The sequence below is a fragment of the Plantibacter sp. AC185 genome (assembly GCF_979258065.1).
The window spans coordinates 3,999,322-4,022,496 of record NZ_OZ409831.1 but is presented as its reverse complement, the minus strand read 5'-3'; the positions used below and the strand labels follow the sequence as shown (position 1 = coordinate 4,022,496).

Annotated in this window: 21 protein-coding genes and 1 tRNA gene; 8 read left to right on the top strand and 14 right to left on the bottom strand. The window is 66.9% G+C overall.

Features of this window, described 5'->3' with window-relative positions; genetic code table 11:
* Window positions 1–196: 196 nt before the first annotated feature.
* Window positions 197–2,002: a GAF domain-containing protein gene (locus ACZZZB_RS18735; RefSeq protein WP_463530462.1), complete on the top strand. Its 1,806-nt coding sequence runs from the start codon at window positions 197–199 to the stop codon at window positions 2,000–2,002.
* 30 nt (window positions 2,003–2,032) lie between these two features.
* Here the strand turns inward: ACZZZB_RS18735 and solA are convergent, their stop codons facing one another.
* From solA to ACZZZB_RS18720, 3 genes are all read right to left on the bottom strand, one after another.
* Complete coding sequence (solA, locus tag ACZZZB_RS18730; RefSeq protein ID WP_463530461.1) at window positions 2,033–3,193, bottom strand: N-methyl-L-tryptophan oxidase; 1,161 nt, start codon at window positions 3,191–3,193, stop codon at window positions 2,033–2,035.
* A 130-nt stretch (window positions 3,194–3,323) separates the two neighbouring features.
* The gene (locus ACZZZB_RS18725) at window positions 3,324–5,027 is read right to left on the bottom strand and encodes an ABC1 kinase family protein (RefSeq protein ID WP_463530460.1); all 1,704 of its coding nucleotides are present in this window, start codon (window positions 5,025–5,027) and stop codon (window positions 3,324–3,326) included.
* A 61-nt stretch (window positions 5,028–5,088) separates the two neighbouring features.
* Window positions 5,089–5,580, bottom strand: a complete 492-nt coding sequence (locus tag ACZZZB_RS18720) for a PadR family transcriptional regulator (RefSeq protein ID WP_085514431.1) — start codon at window positions 5,578–5,580, stop codon at window positions 5,089–5,091.
* Between the two features lie 199 nt (window positions 5,581–5,779).
* Here ACZZZB_RS18720 and ACZZZB_RS18715 point away from each other — a divergent pair, with 199 nt between their 5' ends.
* The gene (locus ACZZZB_RS18715; protein WP_463530459.1) at window positions 5,780–6,652 is read left to right on the top strand and encodes an oxidoreductase; all 873 of its coding nucleotides are present in this window, start codon (window positions 5,780–5,782) and stop codon (window positions 6,650–6,652) included.
* A 21-nt stretch (window positions 6,653–6,673) separates the two neighbouring features.
* Here the strand turns inward: ACZZZB_RS18715 and ACZZZB_RS18710 are convergent, their stop codons facing one another.
* Window positions 6,674–7,159 carry a glutathione peroxidase gene (locus ACZZZB_RS18710; RefSeq protein ID WP_056005205.1) on the bottom strand — a complete coding sequence of 162 codons (486 nt, stop codon included), beginning with the start codon at window positions 7,157–7,159 and terminating at the stop codon, window positions 6,674–6,676.
* Between the two features lie 185 nt (window positions 7,160–7,344).
* On the opposite strand from ACZZZB_RS18710, the gene ACZZZB_RS18705 reads away from it, so the two are divergent.
* The 3 genes from ACZZZB_RS18705 to ACZZZB_RS18695 are packed head-to-tail and all read left to right on the top strand — an operon-like array spanning window position 7,345 to window position 9,751.
* On the top strand, window positions 7,345–7,971 hold the full coding sequence (locus ACZZZB_RS18705) for a dihydrofolate reductase family protein (protein ID WP_137241562.1): 627 nt from the start codon (window positions 7,345–7,347) through the stop codon (window positions 7,969–7,971).
* Window positions 7,968–9,380, top strand: coding sequence for a flavin monoamine oxidase family protein (locus ACZZZB_RS18700; protein ID WP_463530458.1), 1,413 nt, complete (start codon window positions 7,968–7,970; stop codon window positions 9,378–9,380). Before ACZZZB_RS18705 ends, ACZZZB_RS18700 begins: the two co-directional genes overlap by 4 nt.
* Window positions 9,381–9,424: 44 nt before the next feature.
* Window positions 9,425–9,751 (top strand): YciI family protein, encoded by a 327-nt coding sequence (locus ACZZZB_RS18695; RefSeq protein ID WP_463530457.1) that lies wholly within the window; start codon window positions 9,425–9,427, stop codon window positions 9,749–9,751.
* A gap of 25 nt (window positions 9,752–9,776) precedes the next feature.
* Here ACZZZB_RS18695 and ACZZZB_RS18690 read toward each other — a convergent pair whose 3' ends face one another.
* Window positions 9,777–9,980: a hypothetical protein gene (locus tag ACZZZB_RS18690; RefSeq protein ID WP_137241559.1), complete on the bottom strand. Its 204-nt coding sequence runs from the start codon at window positions 9,978–9,980 to the stop codon at window positions 9,777–9,779.
* Window positions 9,981–10,791: 811 nt separating this feature from the next.
* Entirely contained in the window at window positions 10,792–11,781 is a 990-nt protein-coding gene (locus ACZZZB_RS18685) for a helix-turn-helix transcriptional regulator (RefSeq protein WP_463530456.1), read from the bottom strand.
* A gap of 96 nt (window positions 11,782–11,877) precedes the next feature.
* Between ACZZZB_RS18685 and ACZZZB_RS18680 the strand changes: the two genes are divergently transcribed.
* Window positions 11,878–12,276 (top strand): VOC family protein, encoded by a 399-nt coding sequence (locus ACZZZB_RS18680; RefSeq protein WP_463530455.1) that lies wholly within the window; start codon window positions 11,878–11,880, stop codon window positions 12,274–12,276.
* A 15-nt stretch (window positions 12,277–12,291) separates the two neighbouring features.
* Here ACZZZB_RS18680 and ACZZZB_RS18675 read toward each other — a convergent pair whose 3' ends face one another.
* Window positions 12,292–12,921: a TetR/AcrR family transcriptional regulator gene (locus ACZZZB_RS18675; protein ID WP_463530454.1), complete on the bottom strand. Its 630-nt coding sequence runs from the start codon at window positions 12,919–12,921 to the stop codon at window positions 12,292–12,294.
* Window positions 12,922–13,007: 86 nt separating this feature from the next.
* Here ACZZZB_RS18675 and ACZZZB_RS18670 point away from each other — a divergent pair, with 86 nt between their 5' ends.
* Window positions 13,008–13,970 carry a zinc-dependent alcohol dehydrogenase family protein gene (locus tag ACZZZB_RS18670; RefSeq protein WP_463530453.1) on the top strand — a complete coding sequence of 321 codons (963 nt, stop codon included), beginning with the start codon at window positions 13,008–13,010 and terminating at the stop codon, window positions 13,968–13,970.
* A gap of 34 nt (window positions 13,971–14,004) precedes the next feature.
* Here ACZZZB_RS18670 and ACZZZB_RS18665 read toward each other — a convergent pair whose 3' ends face one another.
* Window positions 14,005–14,370 carry a DoxX family protein gene (locus tag ACZZZB_RS18665; protein ID WP_463530452.1) on the bottom strand — a complete coding sequence of 122 codons (366 nt, stop codon included), beginning with the start codon at window positions 14,368–14,370 and terminating at the stop codon, window positions 14,005–14,007.
* A 119-nt stretch (window positions 14,371–14,489) separates the two neighbouring features.
* Between ACZZZB_RS18665 and ACZZZB_RS18660 the strand changes: the two genes are divergently transcribed.
* The gene (locus tag ACZZZB_RS18660) at window positions 14,490–14,864 is read left to right on the top strand and encodes a winged helix-turn-helix transcriptional regulator (RefSeq protein WP_086475396.1); all 375 of its coding nucleotides are present in this window, start codon (window positions 14,490–14,492) and stop codon (window positions 14,862–14,864) included.
* A gap of 62 nt (window positions 14,865–14,926) precedes the next feature.
* Here the strand turns inward: ACZZZB_RS18660 and ACZZZB_RS18655 are convergent.
* From ACZZZB_RS18655 to ACZZZB_RS18630, 6 genes are all read right to left on the bottom strand, one after another.
* A tRNA-Pro gene (locus tag ACZZZB_RS18655) sits at window positions 14,927–15,003 on the bottom strand.
* 200 nt (window positions 15,004–15,203) lie between these two features.
* On the bottom strand, window positions 15,204–15,389 hold the full coding sequence (locus ACZZZB_RS18650; protein ID WP_463530451.1) for an HNH endonuclease: 186 nt from the start codon (window positions 15,387–15,389) through the stop codon (window positions 15,204–15,206).
* A 15-nt stretch (window positions 15,390–15,404) separates the two neighbouring features.
* Complete coding sequence (locus ACZZZB_RS18645) at window positions 15,405–15,746, bottom strand: hypothetical protein (RefSeq protein WP_463530450.1); 342 nt, start codon at window positions 15,744–15,746, stop codon at window positions 15,405–15,407.
* Between the two features lie 493 nt (window positions 15,747–16,239).
* Entirely contained in the window at window positions 16,240–19,608 is a 3,369-nt protein-coding gene (locus ACZZZB_RS18640; RefSeq protein WP_463530449.1) for a hypothetical protein, read from the bottom strand.
* Window positions 19,601–22,048 (bottom strand): S8 family peptidase, encoded by a 2,448-nt coding sequence (locus ACZZZB_RS18635; protein ID WP_463530448.1) that lies wholly within the window; start codon window positions 22,046–22,048, stop codon window positions 19,601–19,603. Before ACZZZB_RS18635 ends, ACZZZB_RS18640 begins: the two co-directional genes overlap by 8 nt.
* Window positions 22,049–22,215: 167 nt before the next feature.
* Window positions 22,216–23,172 (bottom strand): AAA family ATPase, encoded by a 957-nt coding sequence (locus ACZZZB_RS18630; protein ID WP_463530447.1) that lies wholly within the window; start codon window positions 23,170–23,172, stop codon window positions 22,216–22,218.
* Window positions 23,173–23,175 lie beyond the last annotated feature (3 nt).

The window sequence follows — 23,175 nt, the reverse complement described above, 5'->3', positions numbered from 1 at the left end:
CCCTTCGGTACAGGCAGACACCGGATCCTCGGTGCTGCGGTCAAGACGACCCTAGGAGCGGCGATCGTCGACGACGATGGGTGGATGACTCAGCGGATCGGCGATCGTGTGGGTGGATCCCACACCCCGCTGGACCGGCCGTCGCTTTAGACTCCTGAGGGACCAGTCAGGAGACCCGATGCGAGAGCCTGCCGACGTGCGAACGGCCACCGACCTCGTCGACGCCGAACCCGTCCACGACACCGAGCGGGAGCTGATCCGGCTGCGACGCCGCGAGCACGAGCTCTCAGCCCTGTTCTCGAGCGCCCGCGAACTGGCCGAGCTCCGCGACAGCGACGCCGTGCTCGCCAGACTCGTCCAGCGCGCCCACCAGATGATGGGCGTCGATCTGGCCTACCTGTCCGAGTTCGACCCGGTCACCCACGAGTTGCGGGTCCGCGAGACGAGTGGCTCCGTCAGCCCGTCGTTCCAGACGCTCCGCGTCCCTCCCGGGCGCGGGCTCGCGAGCGTCGTCGTCGAATCGCGCACGGCCCAGTGGGTCGCGGACTACTCCGACTACTCGACCGATCGACACGAGCGCGGCATCGACGACGCGGTCGCAGCGGAGGGGCTCGTCTCCCTGCTCGGCGTGCCGATGCTCACGAGCGATGACGTCCTCGGCGTCCTCTTCGTCGGCAACCGCGACCGGAAGGACTTCTCCCCCGACGAGGTCGCGCTCCTGGCGGCGCTCGCGGACCACGCCTCGGTGATCCTCCAGACCACGCAGACCCTCCGCGACCTGCAGGACTCCGAGGACGCCAGCCGACGGAACCTCGCGGACCTCACCGCCCACCTCGTCGAACGCGATCGGGCGAACACCGTCCACCAGGAACTCGTCCAGGCGGTCCTCGCCGGGGGCGGATTCGCACCCGTCGCGGAGACGCTCGCCACCGCACTCGGCCGTGCGGTCGCCGTCACCGACGCGCAGGACCGGGTGATCGCGGCGGCCGGCCTCCCGCTCTCCCCCGGCATGCTCGACCTCGACGACGTCACCCGCGCGGCCATCACTGACAGCCGTCACTCGGGCCACTGCGTCCTGGTCGCGAGCGGCGGTGTCGGAGCAGTCGCCGCCCTGTCTGCCGGCAGCCAGCACTTCGGCGCCCTCATCCTCGGCGACGGCGACTTCGAGCTCGGCGCCGTGGACCTCCGCACCGTCGAACGCGCGGCGCAGGTCGCGGCGCTCCTCGAACTCCAGCAGGAGGCGGCCTCGGGCGCCGACCACCGCGTCCGCAGTGAACTCATCGCCGACCTCCTCGACGACGTGCCCGAACGCCGATCCGACGTCGAACGACGCGCCAGGCGCCTCGGCATCGACCTGCACGAACTCGACTCCCTGCTCCTCCTCGCCGTCCCGGGAGACCAACAGACCACCGCCGCCCGAGCGCTCAGCCGCCGACTCGACGACCATGCGCTCGTCGGCGAGTACCGCGGGTACGTCGTCGCCGCACACTCCTCCGGCCGTCGGCCGCTCGACGCCGACGCCGTCCGCCGACACGTCGCCGGCAGCATCCAGCAACCCGTCGTCGCCGTCGTGCCCCGCACCGCTCCCGACGCCCTCACCTCCGCGTTCACCAGCGCGATGCGCACCGCCAGACTCATCGCCGCACTGGAACTCTCGGACCTCACCGCATCGACCGACGACTTCCTGCCCTACTCCGCGATCTTCGACACCGATGCGCGGGCGCTCGCCGACTTCCTGCGCGACACCATCGGACTCGTCCGGCGCTACGACGCCGAGCGGAACGCCGACCTGCTCGGGACGCTGCGTGCGTTCGTGCGGAACAACGCGAGCCCCACCCGCACGGCGCGCGCCCTGAACTTCCACACGAACACGATCCTGCAGCGGCTCGATCGGCTCGACCAGGTCCTCGGCGCCTCCTGGCGCGAGGACGAGCGCATGTTCCGGCTCGGCATCGCCGTCCGCCTCGACGAGCTCCGCGAGCAGTTGCAGGCCGGACGGTAACCGGCAGCCCTCGGACCGGCCCGCTCCGGATCAGCTCGCGGAGGTCGGCATCGGTGAGAGGCGGTCGGCGCTGCGGGCATGGGACGGGGCGAAGCTCGCGATGTGGTCGCTCGTCTCCCCGTCGAGCGCGAGCTCCGCGAGGATGCGTCCGAAGGCCGGCGTGAATTTGAAGCCGTGACCGGCGGCGAGGGCGACGATGACGTCCGGGTGCTCCTCGAGCGGGCCGAGGACGAAGTTCCGGTCAGGGGTGAGCGCGTACTGGCAGGTCACCGTGCGGAGCTGGGGGCCCGACGCCGGCACGAGGTCCGCCATGAAGTCGGCCAGCTGCCCGGTGAGCTCCGGCGACGGGACGAAGGTGCGCTCCGCCGGCGACATGCGGTTCTCCGAGACGTCGCGTGCGGCCTTCACCGTCGGTTCCCCGAAGGTCGGGAAGCCGTAGTAGCACTCCTCGTCCTCCCAGATCCACACCGGGAACCGCTCGCGATCGAGCTGCTCGGCGTCGGCCGGGCGGAAGTAGGTGACCTGCTCCTGCATGACGTCGAGTGGGATCGCCGCGCCGAGGGGTTCGAGCAACTCGTTGGCCCACGCATCGGCGGCCAGGACGACCTTGCCGGCACGCACCGGGCCGCTGGAGGTCTGCACCACGACCCCGTCGCCGTCGGGGGTCAGCGCGTCGACCCGGGTGCGGTCGCGGATGTCCGCCCCGAGTGCTCGAGCACGGAGCTGCAGCGTCGCGACGGTGCGCGCCGCGTGGGCGATGCCGGTGTCGGCGGTGTAGACGGTCTCGACGTTCTCGGGGATCCGGAACTGCGGCCACCGCGCCTGCACCTCGGCCGGCGTCAGCAGTTCGTGCGGGACACCGCACTCCTCCAGGGCCGCGGTGAAGTCGGTGGCCGAGTAGGGCCCGTCGACGGGCAGGAAGATGACCCCGCCGGTGATGGTGAGCAACCGCTCGCCCGACTCCTGCTCGAGGTCGGCCCAGTCGCGGTACGCCGACTGCGCGAGTCGCACGTACTGCGGAGCGCCGTACGACGTCCGGACGATCCGCGAGGTGTCGTGCGAGGCACCGCGGACGTGCCCGAGTTCGAACTGCTCGAAGGCGACGACCTTCGCGCCCCGGCGGGCGAGGTGGTAGGCGGCGGCACTGCCGAGAGCTCCCATGCCGACAACCGCGACGTCGAACGATTCCATCCGGTGGTGCTCCCTCGTGCTTGCCCGATCGATTCAGGCAAGTGTGCTGGAGCGCCGGGGACCGGCCTATGGACCGTTGATCCAGGTTTTCGCGTCAGGAGTGTGCCGTGGCGACGACCCCTCGCCGGGGTCAGCGCCCGCGGCGCCCCGAGAACAGTGCATGGAGGAGTGGCACGACGGAGACCACCATGAAGACGGTGCCGAGCACGGCGTCGTCGGACCGGAGGACGGCTCCCGCGACGAGCAGCGCGGCGAACAGTACGGCCGAGACGACCCGGCCCGTCGTGCGGTCGAGCCGCGCGATCCGCTGTTCCAGTCTCGGGTTGGTGGTCGCGACCGTGCCGGCTTCGACCCGCGTGATGACCGCGTCGAGACGCTTCGGCAGGCGGACGGCGACCGTGGCGATGTCGAGTGCCTCGCGACCGAGATCCTGGACGACGTTGCCGCGTTCGTCACGGAGCAGCTGCGCGGCGTAGGGCTCGACGGAGTCCCAGAGGTTGAACTCGGGGTCGAGTGCGCTGCAGACACCGGAGGTGAGCGAGATCGCGCGGATGATGAGCAGGAAGTTCTCGGGCAGCTGGAACGGCAGCGTGCGGATGACCTCGCTGAACTGGTTGCCGAAGTCGCGGAACTCCTTAGGATCGACGTCGCGCAGTTCCGCGAACCCCATGCCGCCGAAGCGTCCGAACAGCGCGGTCATGGCCCGCTCGAGCTCGGTCGTGTCGGCCGAGGGCAGGAGGACGCCGAGGTCTCGGATCGCGTCGACGAGGCCCTTGCCGTCGCGGGAGGCTGCGGCGATGAGGAGCTTCCGGAGGCCACGCCTCGTGGTCGGCGGGACCTCGCCCATCATCCCGAAGTCGATGAAGGTCAGCTTCCAGGGTCGCTCGCCCGGGGCGGCGTCGACCGGCGTCACGAAGATGTTGCCGGGATGCGGGTCGGCGTGGAAGAACCCGTTGGTGAAGAGCTGGTCGAACATGACGGCGGCGAAGACGGGTGCCACGTCGACCGGATCGATGCCGGCGGCGCGCAGGGCGTCGGCATCGGTGATCTTGATGGCGGTGACGTCTTCGAGCGTCAGGACGCGCTGGGTCGTGCGCTCCCACACCACCGCGGGTACGGAGACGCGGTCGTCGCCGGCGAAGTCGGCGGCGAACCGCTCAGAGCTCGCGGCCTCATGGAGGTAGTCGATCTCCTCGAGGCTCGTCGCGGCGAACTCCTCGACGAGTGCGGGCATGTCGACGCGGTCGGAGACGAGCCGGACGCGGCGCAACCAACCGCCCACCTTGCGCAGGGCGGCGAGGTCGACGGCGACGATCTCGTCGATGCCCGGCCGCTGGACCTTGAGCACGACGGCGTCGAGCCCCGTGTCTGCGGCGAGCGCCGGAGCGAGCAGGGCGCGGTGCGCCTGGCCGAGCGAGGCCGCTGCGACGGGGCGTTCGTCGATGCCGGCGAAGACCTGCGAGAGCGGCACACGGAGTTCCGACTCGGCGAGCGCTCGGATGCGTGGGAAGGCGACGGGCGGGACTTCGTCCTGCAGGCCTTCGAGCTCCTTCGTGATCTCCGGCGGTAGGACGTCGAGGCGCGACGACATGAACTGGCCGACCTTGATCATGAGGCCGCCGAGGTCGACGGCGAGCACGTGGAACCGTCGTGCGAACTTCTGCATCCGACGCGTGCGGGTCCGCTCCGTCAGCTTGATGAGCCCGAACCGCGGCAGGACGATCTCGAACCACCAGGCGGCGGCCAGGTGCCAGCTCGCGAAGCGGAGGATGCGACGGTACCGGGCGCGCCCGTGAGCGGGCGGACCGGCTGGAACGCCGGCCCGCCCGCTCATGGGGAGCTCGCCGAAACGGGACGCCGAGTCGCTGGGCGTCCCGCCGGTCGACGACACTCGGTCAGTCCTGGGCGAGGATCGCGTAGAGGCGCTTGCGAGCGTCGTCGAGGATGGTGACGGCCTGCTGGACCTGCTCGGGCGTGCCGGTGCGGCCGACCTGGGCTGCGGCCTGGGCCAGCTCGACGCCGGCCTTCGGCAGAGCGGTGAAGCCGGGGTGCTCGGACGACTCGGCGTTCTGCCACGGAGCGGATGCCCCGGACTCGGCGACCTCGTCGCGACCGGCCTCGGTCAGTGCGTAGGTCTTGCGGCCGCCCGACTCCTCGGCCGTGATGATGCCCTCGTCAGACAGCAGCTGCAGCGTCGGGTAGACCGAGCCTGCGCTGGGCTTCCAGGAGCCGCCGCTGCGCTCCTCGATCTCGCGGATGATCTGGTAGCCGTGCATCGGCTGCTCGGCCAGGAGGGCCAGCACGGCGGAGCGGACGTCGCCGCGGCCGACGCGCGAGCCGGCGCTCTTCTCGAACTTCGAACGCAGCTGCTCCATCATCTGCCACATGCCGTCGGTACCGAAGCCGGCTCCGTTGCCGAAGCCTCCGCCGTTACCGAACCCGGCGCCACCGAATCCTGCGCCACCGCTTGGGAATCCACCCATGATTGCTCTCCTTCGTCGTACGTGAACGATGCTCAACGATATATCGGTGAAGCTGTGAACGATATGTGTAATCGGAAGATCGTGATGGCGTAACGTCGCCCTCATGAGCCCCTGGACCGCAGCAGACATCCCCGATCAGCACGGCCGCGTCGCGATCGTGACCGGCGCGAACAGCGGGATCGGCGCGGTCACGGCCCGCGAGCTCGCCGCCCACGGTGCCGCCGTGATCCTCGCCTGCCGCGACACGGACAAGGGCGCGCGGGCCGCGGCGACGATGACCGGCGACGTCGAGGTGCGGCAGCTGGATCTCGCCGACCTGGCGTCCGTCCGTCGATTCGCCGACGGCGTCGAGCGGGTCGACGTGCTCGTGAACAACGCCGGCGTCATGGCCGTTCCCGAACGACGCACGGCCGACGGCTTCGAGATGCAGATCGGCACGAACTTCCTCGGGCCCTTCGCACTCACCGGCCTCCTGATCGACCGCATCACCACGCGGGTCGTGACGCTGTCGAGTGCTGCACACCGCGCCGGCAAGATCGACCTGGCCGATCTCAATTGGAGCAACCGGACGTATCGGCGCTGGTCCGCCTACGGCCAGTCGAAGCTCGCCGACCTCATGTTCTCGGCCGAACTGCAGCGACGCCTCTCGGCGGAGGGTTCCTCGGTGCTGTCCGTGGCCGCACACCCCGGCTTCGCGTCGACCGAGCTCCAGTCCCACACCGAGTCCGCGCAGGGTCCGCTCCTCGCGTGGGGAACCCGGCTCCTCGGTCAGAGCGCTGAGATGGGTGCGCTTCCGACGCTCTACGCGGCGACGTCGCCCGACGTCGAGCCCGGCGGCTACTACGGTCCGAGCGGCTTCGGTGAGATGCGCGGTGCCCCGAAGCCCGTCGACCGGACCTCAGCGGCTCGCGACGAGCACGTCGCCGCCGAGCTCTGGACGACGGCCGAGGCGCTCACCGGAGTCACCTACCGGTGAGCGCGCCCGGCCGTCCCGGCGTCATGCGGGAAGGCTCTCCTCGATCGCGGCGATGACCTCGGGGGCATCCGGCTCGGTGGTCGGACGGAAGCGGTGCACGGTGCCGTCGGGCGCGATGAGGAACTTCTCGAAGTTCCACTTCACGTTGCCCGCCTTGCCGTTCGCGTCGGCGGTCTTCACGAGCTCCTGGTAGAGCGGGTGCCGGTTCCGGCCGTTGACCTTCACTTTGTCCATCATCGGGAAGGTGACGCCCCAGGTGGCCGAGCAGTACTCGGCGATCTTCTCGTTGTCGCCGAGCTCCTGCAGGAACTGGTTGCTCGGGAACCCGATCACCGTGAAGCCGCGGTCGGCGTACTCCTTCTGGAGCGCCTCGAGCTTCTCGTACTGCGGCGCGAGGCCGCAGCGGCTCGCGACGTTGACCACGAGTTTGGCCTTCCCGTCCCACTCCGCGAGGGTCGTGTCCCGGCCGTCGAGGGTGGTGACGGGGATGGTGTCCAGATCGGTCATGGTGTGATGCCTCTCATCTGTCGAACGACGTCCTGCCCGTGCACTGGTGTGCGCAAGCGGATCCACTCCGAACGCTACTCGCCCAGGACACGGCCGATGCCCTTTCGTCAGTGCGTTCTCAGCCGACAGCCGTTGACACCGCCTGCCGGCCGGTGGATCGTGAGTGCAGCAGATCGGAGCAGGACATGGGACGCATCCACATCGACCTCTTCATGACCCTCGACGGCGTCGCTCAGGCGCCGGGTGGGCCGGAGGAGGACCCCAGTGACGGGTTCGCGTTCGGTGGCTGGCAGGCGCCGCTCATCGACGAGGTCGACGGTGAGCAGATCGACGCCGGCATGGTGGGCATGGACGCCCTCCTGCTCGGTCGCCGGACCTACGACATCTTCGCCGGATACTGGCCGCACCAGGAGGGTGGCCAGGACGACGGCATCGCCAGGCTCTTCAACCGACTGCCGAAGTACGTCGCGTCACGCGAGCCGCGGGAGCTGGGGTGGGCGAACTCGACGCAGCTCGGATCGAACCTCCCGGAGGCCGTTCGATCACTGCGCGAGCGTCACTCGCAGATCCACGTCATCGGCAGCCTCGACCTCGTGCAGACCCTGCTCGCCGACGCACTCTTCGATCAGCTGAACCTCTGGGTGTACCCGATCACGCTCGGCACCGGGAAGCGGGTCTTCGCCACCGGCACCGTGCCGTCCTCGCTACGCCTGCTCGGCCCGGCGACCACCTCCCCCGCAGGGACGGTCCAGCTCAGGTACGAACGCATCGACGGCACACCGGCCACCGGCGACATGGGTGACCCGCGATGAGCGCGTCGGACGAGGCATCGGCGCAGACGCCCGAAGCCGACACCCGCTTCGACACGGTCGTCGTCGGTGCCGGCGTCGCCGGGCTCGTCGCCGCACGACTCCTCGCGGCCGCCGGACGAACCGTGGTCGTCGTCGAGGCCCGTGACCGGGTCGGCGGGCGGGTGTCGACCGAGCGTCGCGACGGTCAGGTGACCGATCTCGGCGCATCGTGGGTGCACGGGGTGAACGACAGTGCGGTCGCCGCGGCAGCCGACGCGTTCGGCATGCGGACGGTCGAGTTCACCGTCGGCGGCTACCAGCCGGACAGCCGGCGGATCGCGTACTACGGACCCGACGGCGAGCGCCTGTCGGACGCCGAGGCTCGCGGCTTCGCCGAGGACGTCCACGCCCTCGACGCGACGCTGCTCGGTGTCGTCGCCGAGTCCGCACCGGACGCGTCCTACCGTGACGTGACCGAGGCGGCGCTCGCGCTGCAGGACTGGGACGCCGAGCGGGTGCAGCGGGTCCGCGAGTACCTGGAGCATCGTTCGGAGGAGCAGTACGGCGCGTGGATCGAAGATCTCGCGGCCCACGGGCTCGACGACGACGCGATCGACGGTGACGAGGTCGTGTTCCCCGACGGGTACGACGTGCTCCCCCGGCGATTGGCCGAGGGGCTCGATGTGCGCCTGGAGCATGTGGTGACGAATGTGCGGTGGTCTGCGGACGGCGTCGAGGTCACCGCGCAGGGACCGATGGGCGAGGTGGTGCTGCACACGGGCTCGGTGGTGGTGACGGTGCCGGTCGGGGTGCTGCAGTCGGAGGAGTTCACGATCGATCCCCCGCTGCCGGAGCCGGTCGCCGGTGCGCTGTCTCGGTTGCGGATGAACGCGTTCGAGAAGGTGTTCCTCCGGTTCGAGCGGCGCTTCTGGGACGAGGACGTCTACGCGATTCGTCAACAGGGGCAGGAGAGCCGTCGCTGGCACTCCTGGTACGACCTCACGACGGCGCACGGATCGCCGACGCTGCTCACGTTCGCCGCCGGCCCGACGGCCGTGGAGATCCGGGACTGGGACGAGTCGCGCGTCGTGGAGTCGAACCTCGAGCAGCTGCGGCGCCTGTACGGCGACCGTGTCGAGGAGCCGACGGAAGTGCACGTCACCCGGTGGCAGGACGACCCGTTCTCCCGCGGGTCCTATGCCTACATGACCGTCGGCTCGACGACGGACGACCACGACGCCCTCGCGACCCCGGTCGGCGGCGTCGTGCACCTCGCAGGCGAGGCCACCTGGACCGACGACCCCGCGACGGTGACGGCGGCATTCCACTCCGGCCATCGGGCGGCGGAGCGCATCCTTGGTCAGTCGATCCCGATCGAGACCCTCTGGCGCGACGAGAGCGCAGTACCGGTCGTCAACCCGGTCCGATAGCGACCACGAGTGCGCTCTCGAGAGCGTCGAATGAGAGGAAACGTATGCGATTCATGATGTTCGTCCTCACGGACCCGGTGCCCGACGAGCCCACCGACGACTCCGACGTCGACCACTGGGTCCAGGAGCTCGACACGACGGGTCGGCGGCTCCTCGGCGACGTGCTCGACCCGAGCGAGGCGCGCGGCGTCCGCGTCCGCGCCGGCGAGCGCCTGGTCACCAACGGCCCGATCCCGGGTGCGACCGACACCCTCTGGGGCTTCGACATCCTCGACTGCGCCGACCTCGACGAGGCCATCGACGTCGCCGCCCGCCACCCGATGGCCCGCAACGGCCGCCTGGAGCTGCGCCCCTTCCCTGCAACGAGCTGAACGGCACGCTGTCGAGACCGAAGGGTCAGTACTCGCGCATCTCGTAGAACGGCAGATCGTTGCAGCCTGCCTCCAGTGCGTCCATCCGCCGCTCCATGGGTGTATCGAGTAGTCGCTCCAGCGGCGAGTTCGAAGCCCCTGCGGCGATCGCATCACACGTGGCGACGGCACGGAAGTGGGCCGGGTAGATGAAGATCGCCAAGACGATCGCCGCGAGGCTGAAAAGCAACAGCCCTGGAGCGATGCCCGTTCCTTCCGCTTGAGTTGGAATCCGACCCCGGCGATGATCGCTGCGATCGGCGCGAAGAGGGCCCCGGTAATGACGACACCCCCGAGTAAGGCGACGAGGGTAAGCCATACCTCTGGATTCCGCATTCGAACCTCCATTGGTTCCGATGCAGCTGATGCTCCTATCACGCCATGGCCCCGACAACCCCCAAGGCGGGGGGCAGCTGGCGAGCTGAGCGGTCCTCACGCCGACCAGGGTCCTCGGCATCGGTCGAAGCATCGCCACCGGCCTCGCCCGGGCTGGCGCCGCGGTCCTCCTGCCTGTGCGCTCGACCACGAGGGGCGAACACGTCGTCGAGCCGGTGGGGTGTCTCCAGCAACCTGTCCCACCCCTGCTTCTCCCCCACCAGTCTGTTGGCCGCCCAGCCGGGCATGGGTCGCCAGCGAGACACCGGAGCCCGTCGCGTGGTCACCCTGCTCTCACACCTCGGCGCCGCAGGCACGGTGTCGAGTGACTCGCAGCCTGCGCTCATCGGCGCAACGGCTTCGACCGCAGGAAGCGACGAGATCTACGGCCAGGTCTGGACCATCGGTGGCCGCCCCGCGCTCCTCCCGGCCCTGCGTCCGCCGATGCGGAACCTGGATGAGGCCCACAGAGGCCCTGGAACGAGTCCGAGCGGCTCATCGGTGGGTGCGCCCGCGTCTGCCCCGCCGGCCAGTTGTTCGAGTGCCCCGATACCCGCCGCGCCCGCGGCGATCGCGTCGACCAGGCCATCGGTCGCCCGCGTCGAGACGATCCGCATCGTCGCCCGCTACTCGGCGACGGGCCGCTGTTCAGCACCGCCAGCGATGCGGAGCATCCGCGTCGCCGTCGCGCGCACGAGTTCACGGAGATCCTCAGGCTCGTCGATGATGACCGCGTGATCTCCCATCCCGGCGATCACCGCTGGAAGCCAGTCGAGGCGTTTGGCTCGGATCGACACCCGATGCCAGCCAGATACGTCCTCGATCGACTCCACGGCGGCCACGCTCTCCGGGAAGCGGGCACGGATCTGCGGGACGCTCGCCTGGATGCGCAACCGGACGTGCCACCGGTAATCCGCCCCCACGAAGCGATCGACGAGTGGAGGGCGCTCCGCTCGAGCAACCGGGCCTGGGAAGACCCCGGGCAGCGTCCGCGCCGATCGGATGCGGTCGACCCGGAAGGTGCGCTCCTCCGCTTGTTCGACGTCGAATGCGTCCAGGTACCAACGACCGGCATGGACGAGCAGGTCGAACGGATGCACCGTGCGACGCGAGGGCGTGTCCTCCGCGTCGCGGTAGCGAAGTTCGAGGGGACGTCTCGCTCGGAGCGCATCCGACACGGTGAGCAGGACTCCCGCGTCGGGCACGTCGTGGCGCGACGGTCTCCGGGCTGCGGCCTGCAGGACCGCCTCGAGGCGGTCCACGGATGCGGCCGGGAGGGAACGCCGGATCTTCGCGAGGGCGATCTGCGCTGCGACATCCGGGAAGTCCGAGGTCGATTGGGCTTCACTCAAGCCGAGGAAGACGGCGACCGCTTCCTCGTCAGTGAGCATGATCGGCGACACCCGTCGGCCGACGGCGAGGCGGTACCCACCGTAGCGACCGCGCACCGATTCGATCGGGACATCCATGTCCACGAGACGCTGCACGGAGCGGCGCACGGTCCGTTCATCCACGCCCAACCGTTCGGCGAGCTCTGGCACGCTGCGGATCTCCGCCGACTGCAGCAACTCGAGCAGCTGCAGCGCTCGAGCAGTCGGCGAGCTGACATGTCCCATCTCATGAGAATACCGGGCGAAAACGGTCCGCTATTGGCTCTATCGTCGTCACGGCCCCGCACCTGTGGGGGAAGACCACCAGCCAAGGAGACACGCATGCACCTCGCAGCAACCCGGATCATCACCGACGACGTCGACACCCTGGTCGCGTTCTACGAACGGGTCACCGGTGCGACCGCGGCACGATTGCACCCACTGTTCGCCGAGGTGCGCACCGACACCGGCACGCTCGCCATCGCCAGTTCAGCGACCATCCCACTGTTGGGCGAGGACGCCGCCGCACCGCGAGCCAACCGATCCGTCATCCTCGATCTGCTCGTCGATGACGTCGACGCGGTCTACACGACACTCCAGGGCGTCGTGGAGACGTTCGTGAACGAGCCGACGACCATGCCGTGGGGCAACCGGTCGCTGCTGTTCCGCGACCCCGACGGCAACCTCGTCAACGTCTTCACCCCGACCACGTCCGATGCAGGTGAACGCGTCGGATCGTGAACCTGCACCTGCCGACTACGCCGGGATGACGCTCGACATGAGACGCGGTGCTGGCGGGAGCGCTTCGTGCCGGTCGGACGCGCGCAGTCCGTCGATCACGAGTGCGGCGTAGCGTCGTGCAGCTCGGACGCGCTCCGTCTCCGTCGTACGTGAGAGTCCGCGAGCCGCGAGCAGGACCACGAGGAAGTCGTCGAGGACGAAGTCCGCGCGCAGCGCGCCGGCGTCGATGGCGCGACGAGCGACGGCGGTGATCGCGCGCACGGCCTGTTCGCGCTGGGTCCGGAAGTCGACGGCATCGGGGTAGGCGGCGAGGAACGCGTCCGTGAACCCCTGGTTCCGGGCGTTGAGGACCAGGACCTCCTCGATGATGCCGCGGAATCCACGCCAGGGGTCGACGTCCGCGAGGGCGTCGACCACGATCGAGCGGCAGTCGTCGAGCTCGTTCACGAATGCGGCTCTGACGAGATCGGCTTTGGTCGGGAACCGTCGGTACAGGGTGGCCGGCCCGACGCCGGCTCGGCGGGCGATCTCTCGCATCGTCACGTGGAGGCCGTCGGTCCCGAACAGTTCGCGGGCCGCCGCGAGGACGCGGTCACGGTTCTCCTGCGCGTCGGAACGCAGATTCTGAGGCAGTGTCGCGGGCATGTGTCTCACATTACTCAAGTGGACGGGTGCGTCCGTTACGTTGCGGGAGGCGGGTCAGATCCCCCGCCGCGAAACGGAGTGCACCCATGCGCGCAGTGATCATCCGGACCTTCGGTGAACCGAGTGGGATGGAGGTGACGGACCTGCCCGTCCCCACGCCCGGGGCCGGTGAGGTCCTCGTTCGAACGGAGGCCGCAGGCGTCGGCGGGGTCGACGTCGTGATCCGCCGGGGCGGGATCGCCGAAGCCACCCGGGACTCGGGGATGATCCCGGGGAGTGAGGCCGCCGGCGTCATCACCGCGACCGGGCCCGACGTCGACCCCGCGTGGGTCGGTCGACGGGTGTGGGCGTTCACGGGGACCTCGGGCGCGTACGCCGAGTACGTGATCGCGCGAGCCGACGAGATCGTCGAACTGCCGTCCGACCTGACGTCCGTCCAGGCGGTGACGCTGGGCAGCGCGTTCCCGGTCGCGCACTTCGCGCTCGAACGCGCTCGCCTGGCCGAGGGCGAATCCGTCCTCGTCCGCGGGGCCGCCGGGAGTATCGGCCTGGCCGGCGTCGAGCTGGCCGCTCGTGCCGGCGCCGGCGTCATCGCCGTCACCACCTCGTCCTCCGAACGCGGGGAACGTCTGCGGGCGTTCGGTGCAACCCACGTGCTCGACCGCTCCGGTGCAGGCGATATGGACGCCCCGGCCGAGTTCGACGTCATCCTCGACATCGTCGGCGGCCCCGACCTCCCCCGGTTCATCGAGCGACTCTCGCCGAACGGCCGCCTGATCGCCGTGGGCGTGGTGGGCGGGTTCCCGCCCACCGACTTCGGCACGGCTCTGCTGGCCGGCTTCCGCCGATCGATCACCTTCGGAACCCTGAGCCTCGACACCGTGCCGCGCGAGGAACTCGCGCGGGTGCGAGCCGAGGTGTTCGACGACGCCGTCCGAGGCACGCTCTCACCGGTGGTCCACGACACCCTGCCGCTGAGCGACGCAGCCGAGGCACACCGTCTCATGGACGCCGGGGACGTGTTCGGGCGCATCGTGCTCGTCCCCTGAGTCGGCTGACGAGGCAGGCACCGATCCGCCACCGCTACAGCCAGATCGTCGCCAGCCAGATCTCGACGGCGGCGAGCACCAGCAGGGCGACATTCAGCCCGAGTACCCGGATCTCGCCGCGACGTAGGTGCAGGGTGATGCCACCGATCTGCACGAGGACCAGTCCGACCGCCGCAGCGACGCTCAACCAGGTGAGGACGCCCACGAGCGGGGGCAGGATGAGGCCGACCACACCCAACACTTCGAGCAGTCCGATCACTCGAACCGCCGAGAGCGGCATGCCGTCGACCCACGCCATCATCGGGCGGAGCTGCTCGGCCGAGCGGACGAGCTTCATGCCGCCCGAGTACAGGTACAGGACCGCGAGCAGTCCTGCGACGATCCAGTAAGCGACGACCATGTGCAACCTCCGAGTGGGTATATGCGTTGATGGTTACGATGGGTAACCAACGCAAGTGTGGACCGGTTCGGACCGGCGTACAAAAGGCACACGCGTGTGACCGAGCCGCGAGGGGTGCCGTGTTCCGCTACCAGAGGCTGTGTTCCGTCCGGGGCGACCAGGGCAAGGCCATCCGCTCACTCCTGGACCGCATCGCCGACAAGTGGGCGCTCCTCCTCATCGCGACGCTCCATGACGGCCCGTTCCGGTTCACCGAGCTCGAGCAGCGCATCCCGGGCATCTCCCGACGCATGCTCACCCTCACTCTCAGGAACCTGGAACGCGACGGGCTCGTCACCCGCACCACCTTCGCCGAAGTGCCGCCGCGGGTCGAGTACGAGCTGACGGACCTCGCGCAGTCGCTCATCCCCCACGCGGTGGCACTCGCCGAGTGGGCCGGAGAGCACGTCCCCGTGATCGAAGCGAGTCGAACGGCATACGACGAGCGGTTCTGACCACCGAGCCACGCTACGAACAACGAGAAAGTCCCGGAAACCAGAGGGTTTCCGGGACTTCATGGTCGGGCTGACAGGATTTGAACTTGCGACCCGTTGACCCCCAGTCAAGTGCGCCACCAAGCTGCGCTACATCCCGTTGTTTAGTTCTCGAGCCGTATTGCCGCTTCAACTCACCTGACCCCCAGGTACCAGGAGCGGGGCTCCCGGGCCACCTGACCTGGGGTTACAACTTTCACGGCATGCTCTGCGTGTCACGTTTTACACAGTTTGCAGCCTGTTGGTCACCTGATTGGTCCACCTCACTTCCTGGGCCGCGGGACAGCAATATTCGTCATCTCAGCTCGCCGACTTGCGAATGTTGCAGATCAGGTGAGCAAGCACCGCGTTGTCTCGGGTGTGGTCTCCACCTCTCGACAGCGGCACGACGTGGTCCAAGCTCGCGCTCATGGCGTCGGGAGGGAGCACTTCGGGATCGACCTCCTGTCCACAGATACCGCAAAGCCAATGGTCTCGTTCGTACACCTCCAACGGGTCGAATTACTCGATGGCCGCTTCCTCCCGCGCCCTCCGCTCATGCTTGACCGCGTTGCTGCTGACTCGGCGTCGACGATCCATTTCCGCTCGGTAGCGAGCCGAATGCACCGGCGCAAGATAGCGCGGCGAATCGACGGGGGCCGCGGCATAGCACTCCCAGAAGAAGTAGTCCACACCGTCGGGCTGCAGGTCCGTAATGCGCTCGTGACGCCATTCACACAGCACGCCGTTGACTTGGAAAGTGTGGCTGAACAACTGGCCTTCAAGCCGTTCGCCCCGTGGGACGTGCGGCCCGATCACCAAGGATGGGTAGTAGCCGTCGCTGGTGGCGCCGGCAACAAACATGTCGCCGCTTTCGGCAACGGCTATCACGACCCGCGAGGTGAAGTAGCTGTCGGCATGTCCTGGACGAGGTATTGGGTCAGGATGCCGTAACGCTCGATCACGTCACAGGGGCGCGGCCCGTATCCCTCCCATTCGATAGCTAGTTCAGGCAAGATTGCGTCCGGCCGGGTTTGGAACACGCGAGGGCCGCTGGTGCGCGAGCACGGTCGGGGTCCGACGGCTTCGACCGCCGCTGCCAGCCCCTCGGCATCGATGCTTGCGCTGCCGCGTCCGTACCGGCGGCGCAGCAGGCTGTTGCACCGTCCCGAGCACACGTGTCTGTCACTTTGAACCCAGTGGGCGCTGGTTGATTTGGGTTCACCGCCAACGACGCAAGGTTTGCCACCCGCGGCGCGACCTGCTGAGTGTCTCAACGCCGCGTCCATAACGCGGAAGTGAGCGTCTTGATCTGCCATGACGATCGACATTCCATCGTTGACGCTAGCGGAGTCCACTACTCGTGGCTGGTTACGGACAAGGCCAGCCCTGCCGCATCACCTGTGGTCTTCGAGACGCGTTCAAGGAGCGGCTGAACGCGGGCGCGTGCGTCTGCCCATCTTGACGTCCAGACGTCTGCGGCAACGGCAGTATCGATCTGATTGATGGCAGCGTCGAGGACAGCGGCATCCAGGTCATCTGCGAAAGCAATGAATCGCGCTATCCCCGCCAGATCATGGTTCTGAGGCTTCGTAATCGCCGGCACGAGGTCGCCACGCATCTGTCTGAGCCATTGGATTGCGGCGTCCCGATCGATGCCTGCCATGGCGCCTAAATCGGCGGTGAGTGCTCCCCATCCCGAGTCGGCTGGAGCGTGAGTCTCCACGCGCACCCCTCTGCGGATCGAACGTATTGCGAGGTCTGGGTACTGCCTCACGAGCGCGGAGGGGAACGGCTCAATCTCCTTCTCATGCTCTTCGAGGAACCCACGCACGACGCCGTTGCCCCGCTCTCCCCAACTCAGATGGTGGAGCAGGTACTCGATCGCGCCGAAAGGACGCCCTTCAGGCCATCCTTCCTCCCGTGCTTCTTCGACGACACGCAAGAGCCAATCCGTCGACAAGTTGCTGGCGATCTCGTCCGTGATGTCGGTCGACAGGTACGAGAGCCACGCGAGCAACAGGTCGAGGTTGTGGAGTTGATACTTCTTCTTGCGTTCCAGCGAGAGAGCAGCGGCGGTCCAGTCAACAGCCAGCATCTCTGCGAGAACGGTCGCGGCTAGTTCACGAAGTGCAGGCTCGGTACCTTCCATGAATGCGGTGCGAGCGGCGTCCGACTCGTGGGGCTCGCGTTCGTCATCATCATCGTCATCGCGTGCGGATGGTGCCTCGGCGAGCATGGCTACGAGGATCATCGTGCCGAATATCCAGTCTGAGAAGTTACTTGCCGCATCCGCGAGGTCGTGTTCCATCGCGTCCCGAATCTCACCGGCGCAGGCCTCGAAGACCGTTCTGGCTGTGCGAGGGGCGATGGAGGCGAGCGCGTCGATGAGGTCATACACCTCGAAGGGGTGCGAACGGGAGTCCCTCTCCGACAGCCAGCCAGTGAGGGCATCTGGGTCGACGCCGATTTCGAACTCGTCGCTCCATGCTAGGAGGTTTCCGGTCCGCCAGTCTGGGCAGAGTTCTTGGATGAGGTGGGTCCAGTCCATCGCTGACCAGCGGGTCCCGGCGACAGAAAGCCGCTTTGCAAGCACTCTGGCCGCGGCGGCGCCCCGAATTCTCTCGTAAGCAGGTTTGTGATTTGAACGAAGTCCACTCAACATCCATCGGTAACCGTTGACTTCTTCGGCTGCCAGATACGGAAGCCACTGGATGATGCTGCTCGCAAGCTCATCGGCGGCTGATTCGGGCAGTTTGTGCAGCCATTCCGAGGCCCAGAGGAGGTTCAGTGCGACGCCGCGGTCGCTACCAGGCGCCGCTGCGAGGCACTGGCGGAGAAGACTCTCGGAGACCTCCTCGTCGAGAATGGAGTTGGCCCACCGGTAGCGGTAGGCGTCCACACGATCGAATACTCGAAAAAGCCACAACTTGCCCGCGACTTCAACTTCGTTGTCTAGCAGGGCTGTACGGACGCCCGCTCGTACTGTGGCCCCGATCCCGTCTGCTTCACGTTGTCCGAGATTTTGCAAAGTGCGCTCAGCGATCCGGATGTGTGCGGCCCGGACGCGGCCGTCATGTTCGCGGATGAGTTTTTCGTTAGTCAGAAGCAACAGTGCTCGGTCGATGCGATCCACTTGCAGTGCACCCTCCGGACCGAAGCGGGCGCTCGCCTGCTTCGTGGCCACAGAGGCAAGCTCCTCACGAGAAACGCCTGCGTCTCTCGACGTCATTTGAGCTGTGCAGATGAACGCAAGCACCAGGGCAGCATCGACGTCCTCAACAGCCCGATCCAGTGCGCCGACAATGCGACGCTCGCCACCTGACGCCACGAACATGTACAGCCATGGCTCTGTAGCCGTGCGCGCCGCGAGGTCGAGACGTTGCTCGGGCGTGTCCGAGAAGACGGACCATCGCACCCGGTCGTCAAGTTGCGTCAGCAACGGGGCGACCATGTCGATGTTAGCTCGGCAGTACTCATCAAGAACTCTTACCGCCTGGGTCGCGAGAAGTGTCTCATCGTCCCGAGTCTCCAGCCGTTCTGTGGAAACCAAGAGGACAGCATGAGTATCATCCGCAGACGATTCAAAATCAGCGACCACCCCTCGCTCAATGGCTTGGGCGTCGTCGATCACCGCAAGCACCGGACCTTTCAGACGACGGAACTCTTCTACATCGACAGTTGAAGCAACGCCCGCCTGCTTCAGTTCAACAACCTTCCATCCCTCGCGGTTGAGCCGACGAGCAGCGTGGAATGCCGTGACAGATTTTCCCGTACCGCTAGACCCAGACAGGGTCGCGAACCGCGACGCGAGCAACCGCTCCGCGAGTCTCGGGGCTGCCGGCAGTTCCGGACACGCATCCACGTCTGTCGGGCGAAGACGCTCTCCCCTCAGCGCCGCCAGGAAGTTACGACTTCGGAGGAACGTGACGTACTTCCACCCTCTGAGCGGGTCGACGGGCGCAAGTGCTGTAGCAAATGCGGCGAGTGCCCAATCAGCGGTGCCCACGACCGCTCCGTCGCCTGTGGCAGACGGTCCGACGCGGACAACAGGCCATCTCTCCTCCAGCGGTGCAAGCAACGATTCGACGACAGTCGCATCGCTGCCGCTGTAGCCGAGCACCATGAGTGTTCGCGGCCGATCCGAGAGTTCGGTGACTCGGTCGAGTACCCCTGTGGAAACTTGGCCGTCCTCGTCCGGAAGCACCCAGTTTCCTTCCGGGTGGGCGGCGTCCCCGTGCGGCTTATGCAGAAGGCCGGCTGGCAATCCGACTCCGTACATGCGCTCATGGGCTCGCTCGAGGCAGGTATCCCAGTTGTATGAGACCACCGCCTCGACGTGTCCGGTGTTCACGAGACGAGCAATGTCGAAGTGAGCGCTCGACGGTTCTCGGTCAGCATCGAGAGCAACAAAGGCTGATTGAAAGGACAGCCTGGCGGATGGAAACTCTCGGATAAGCTCCCATCCAACCTGAAGAGCCGTTGAGTCTGACGACAAAATCTCTTTCGCGCTTCCTGTGGCGCTCGTGCGTGCCCGCAACTCCGCGAGAGCGTCAGGAACATCTTCGATCGCCTGCCAGACAAGAGGCGGAAGCTGCGCTGTCATGGGGTAGCCGCCGGCGGACAAGCCCGCACCAACGACGACAAAGGCGCCGAAGGACCTAACCATTCCAACCGCGTGCGCGAGCTCTACGTCTCTCTGGACAGCGCTCGTTGCTCTAGCCATTCCCCTGAATTCTCTCTCGCGTACGATCAGAGATCCGCTGTCGGAGCTGCGCGCGAACCTCATCATGGATGGTCGTGGAGGTTTCCTCCGCCGTTTCAACGGAGACCACGAGCGCGTAGCGGACGGTCTTGCCTGCACGGAGCCTTTGGGCATCGTCCATGCATTCGATGTGGATGGGGAACGCTTCGCCGTCACCGAAAACCATCGTTCGAGTGCCTTGGACGATCTCGTGCTGGAGACTCCCCCGCCTAACCGCGTTGTGCTCACCGTCCGTTCGGTCTCCGCCGGCGAGGCTGGTATCGGGTGTCGCGAAGTAGACCTTGGCACCTCGATACCTTGTCAGCTGACCCACGGTCGGAACCATGTATGCGAGGGTGATCGTGAAGCGGTGCCACTCCGCTCGCGCTCGAAGGGACGGCGGCAGAGGCAAGTCGTACGTGTGGCGCTGGTTCCGCGCGATCAGTCCTCCGCCAACGAGTGCAGCTCTGTTTGTTGCGGCGGTTCCGAGCCTGCTGGCGTCGAGCCGCCCATATCCGAGAAGCGCCGTCAGGCTCCGGCGGGCCTGCTGATTGCTGAGTCCGAGTTCGCGGCGGAGTCTCGGCTCCCAGTCACCCCAGTTGCTTGCGTGGGTAAGGAGGGCGCGTACAAGCAGTGGGTGGTATTGCGGGTCGGGGAATGCTGCGTCCTGGGCGTCGGGTGCGCCTGCTTCCAGGATATCGAACAGGCGACTCGCCTCGCGCGTCACCAATGCGGTGGCGTTGCTGGTGCCGACCGTGAACACGGTGCTATTGGTCGCGCCAGCTCGTCCGGGAGCGGCTACTTGGAGTCCGGGGCCCGCGATCGCTGTATGGGCGGGCTCGATGGTGACTGTTTCGTCACCGGGCGTGGTGATCGGGCGGGTGTAGAGCGCCCTTCCGCCAGTGTGGTGGAGGTCCGGCTTAACGGACCGATCGACACCGGGACCTGTCGCACCATAGTGAGCCGGCGCGCCTGGGTGGGTGATGTCCCAGACGGTGTCGGGCACGTCGATGTCTCCGAGTCCGTCTTCGTGAGTAGCGCCTATGGTGAGTGCGTTGAGTGCGTCGCCCGGAGGCAAGATGCCCCGCAGGAGCGCGGCGTCGTAGACGGAACGAGTTGCCGCTGACCGCGCGGCATCGGAATCCGTAAGGGTCGCGGCGGGGATGATAATCGGGTCGCTGTGGTTGCCTGCGCTGACAATGAAAAGCAGGTTGTAGGAGTGGGCGAGCCAGTCGAGCAGACGCCCTACGGGGCTCATCCTCCTCACGAGGGCTCTCGCTTGGGCACCAATGGAGAGGTTGACGATTCGGACGCTAGGTGCGACTGCTGCCCTTCCCCCTTCACCCTCAACAATGCGCTTGACCGCCTGGTGTAGGAGGTCGGTGAGGAGTCTGTTGGGGAGGATCTGCTCGTACCCTTCGGCAAACTCGTGGGGCCGCATGATGGGTCGCACGTACAGAGGGCGGTCCAGCGGTTCGCCGCCGATCGAGAGGTCGCCTTGCACGATGAGCGACGCCATCGCAGTGCCGTGGTTGCGTGATGACAACGGGTAGCTTTCAGCGACACCGTCAGGGTCATCGACCACCAGTCTGCCTGCGAGGGCGTCGTGGTTCGGAAACGGGAGCCCGTCAAGGAGTGCGATGCGTGGCAGGCCATCCACTCGATCTCCAGGTGGGAGTCGAACTTCGGCGACGGGTTCGAGGGTGGGTGGCGCGACGCTCATGGGCGTGAACGGGCTGACGAACATGACCTCGTCGGTTGTGAGCAGTCGGATGGATTCCGCGCCATTGTTGAGTACGGAAAGAACTTGTTGGATAGGAAGTTCCGCGAGCACTGCGTGATAGCCGATGTCGCCGATCTGCGATTGGTCGATGACTCGTCCACCGCTGGCAGTAATGGTTTGTTCAACATGAGTCTGGGCGCTGACGCGCTGGACCGCGTCGCGTCGGTACCAAAGTTCAATTTCCACCATGACCGTGCTGACGGACTGTCCAACGAGGTCGAGGGTTTCCTGCCACTTCTCGCGCAGCCCTGTCTCACGGATGCGATCCTCTGGTCCCCATCGTCGGATCGCGGTCAACTGTTGAAACGCCGACTTGAACTTGCCAAGGCCGTGCACGAAGGAGGCCGATGGATCTTGCTGCCAGAGGGCGAACAATCTCAGAAGTTCTTCGATCGCCTTGGCATTCGACATCACTAGGTAGAGGGAGTGCGCAACGGGTTTATCCGTGCGACCCGCTTCCCGTTCGGCCATGTAGAAATCGTCGTCTGGATCGGATCGGTCCCCCAGCAACTCGGACAGAAACTCAAGACCGTCAATCTTGTCGATCGCGTTACGAAAGTCCTTGATGCCTCCTGCGAGGTCGAAAACAACCACCAGCGCTGGATCGACTTCGTCAGGAGTTTCCGCGGAGAGACGCACCCGCTCCGCATCAAACGCTGCGGTCAGGTCACCGAATTGAGGCGCTAACCGCTGTCCTTGCCTGCCCGTACCGGGTTTGGATAGGCGCGGCGTGTCTCGCGGGGTCTGCGTGGGCCGTTCGGCGACGACTGGCGGACCGAATGCCAGGAGCGGTCGGCGCTCCGCGGTCACGCAGTGGCCTGACCGCGCCTGTGCTCAAGACGTTCTTGCACAATCCGCCGTAGGTTGCTGTCCGGCAGTTCCAGCACCGCTCGGCGGCGCACGTCGAGAGCAAACTCTTCCAGTTCGGAGTAGCTGGCCCCAGCGAGTTTGTCTGCCAATGTACGCGGAGCGAATCCGAGGTCACCGCCGAGCCGGGCGGCGAGCCGTTCGAGGAACCGCGTTGCTTCGGAGCGGCTCGGGGGTTCGAGTTCGGCCCGAATCTGGAAGCGCCTCCATGCGGCGCGGTCGAGCAGCTCGCTGTGGTTGGTCGCGCCAACGAAGAGCACGTGCGCAGGGAGCCGGTCGATCTGGAGCAGCAAGGTGGACACGACGCGCTTGATCTCGCCCGTCTCGTGCTGATCTGACCGCTCTTTTGCGATGGTGTCGAGTTCGTCGAAGAACAATACGCATCGTCGCGTGCGCGCGAACTCGAAGGCGTTATCGAGTCTGGCGGCCGTCTCGCCGAGGAAGCTAGACATAACTCCTTCGTAACGAATCACGTAGAAGGGGAGCATCAATTCGGAGGCGATAGCCTCCGCGACGCTGGTCTTCCCATTGCCGGGGGGGCCGGACAGTAGGAGCCGGTTGCGAGGCTCAATCCCATAGCTGCGGAGCAGCTCAGCGCGCTTCTGCTCCTCAATCAATTCTGTGACGACCCGCAGTGGAACGGAAGCGAGTTCAAGGTCATCGAGACGACGACTGGGTACGACTTCGTGAACGAGATCGCGAATCGCGGTGGCGCGATCATCGCGGACAAGCCCTTGCCCGGTCGTGGTGATCAGCTCTGAAAGACGGTCCGCCACGAGGTGGTGTTGGTTTGCACGCTCCTCGGCGATCACTGCCTCTACGAGGGTGCGGAATCGATCACGGTCCCCGTGGCGCTCGGCCTCGACGAGGTCGAGAAGCAGGTCGGCGCGCGCCATCTC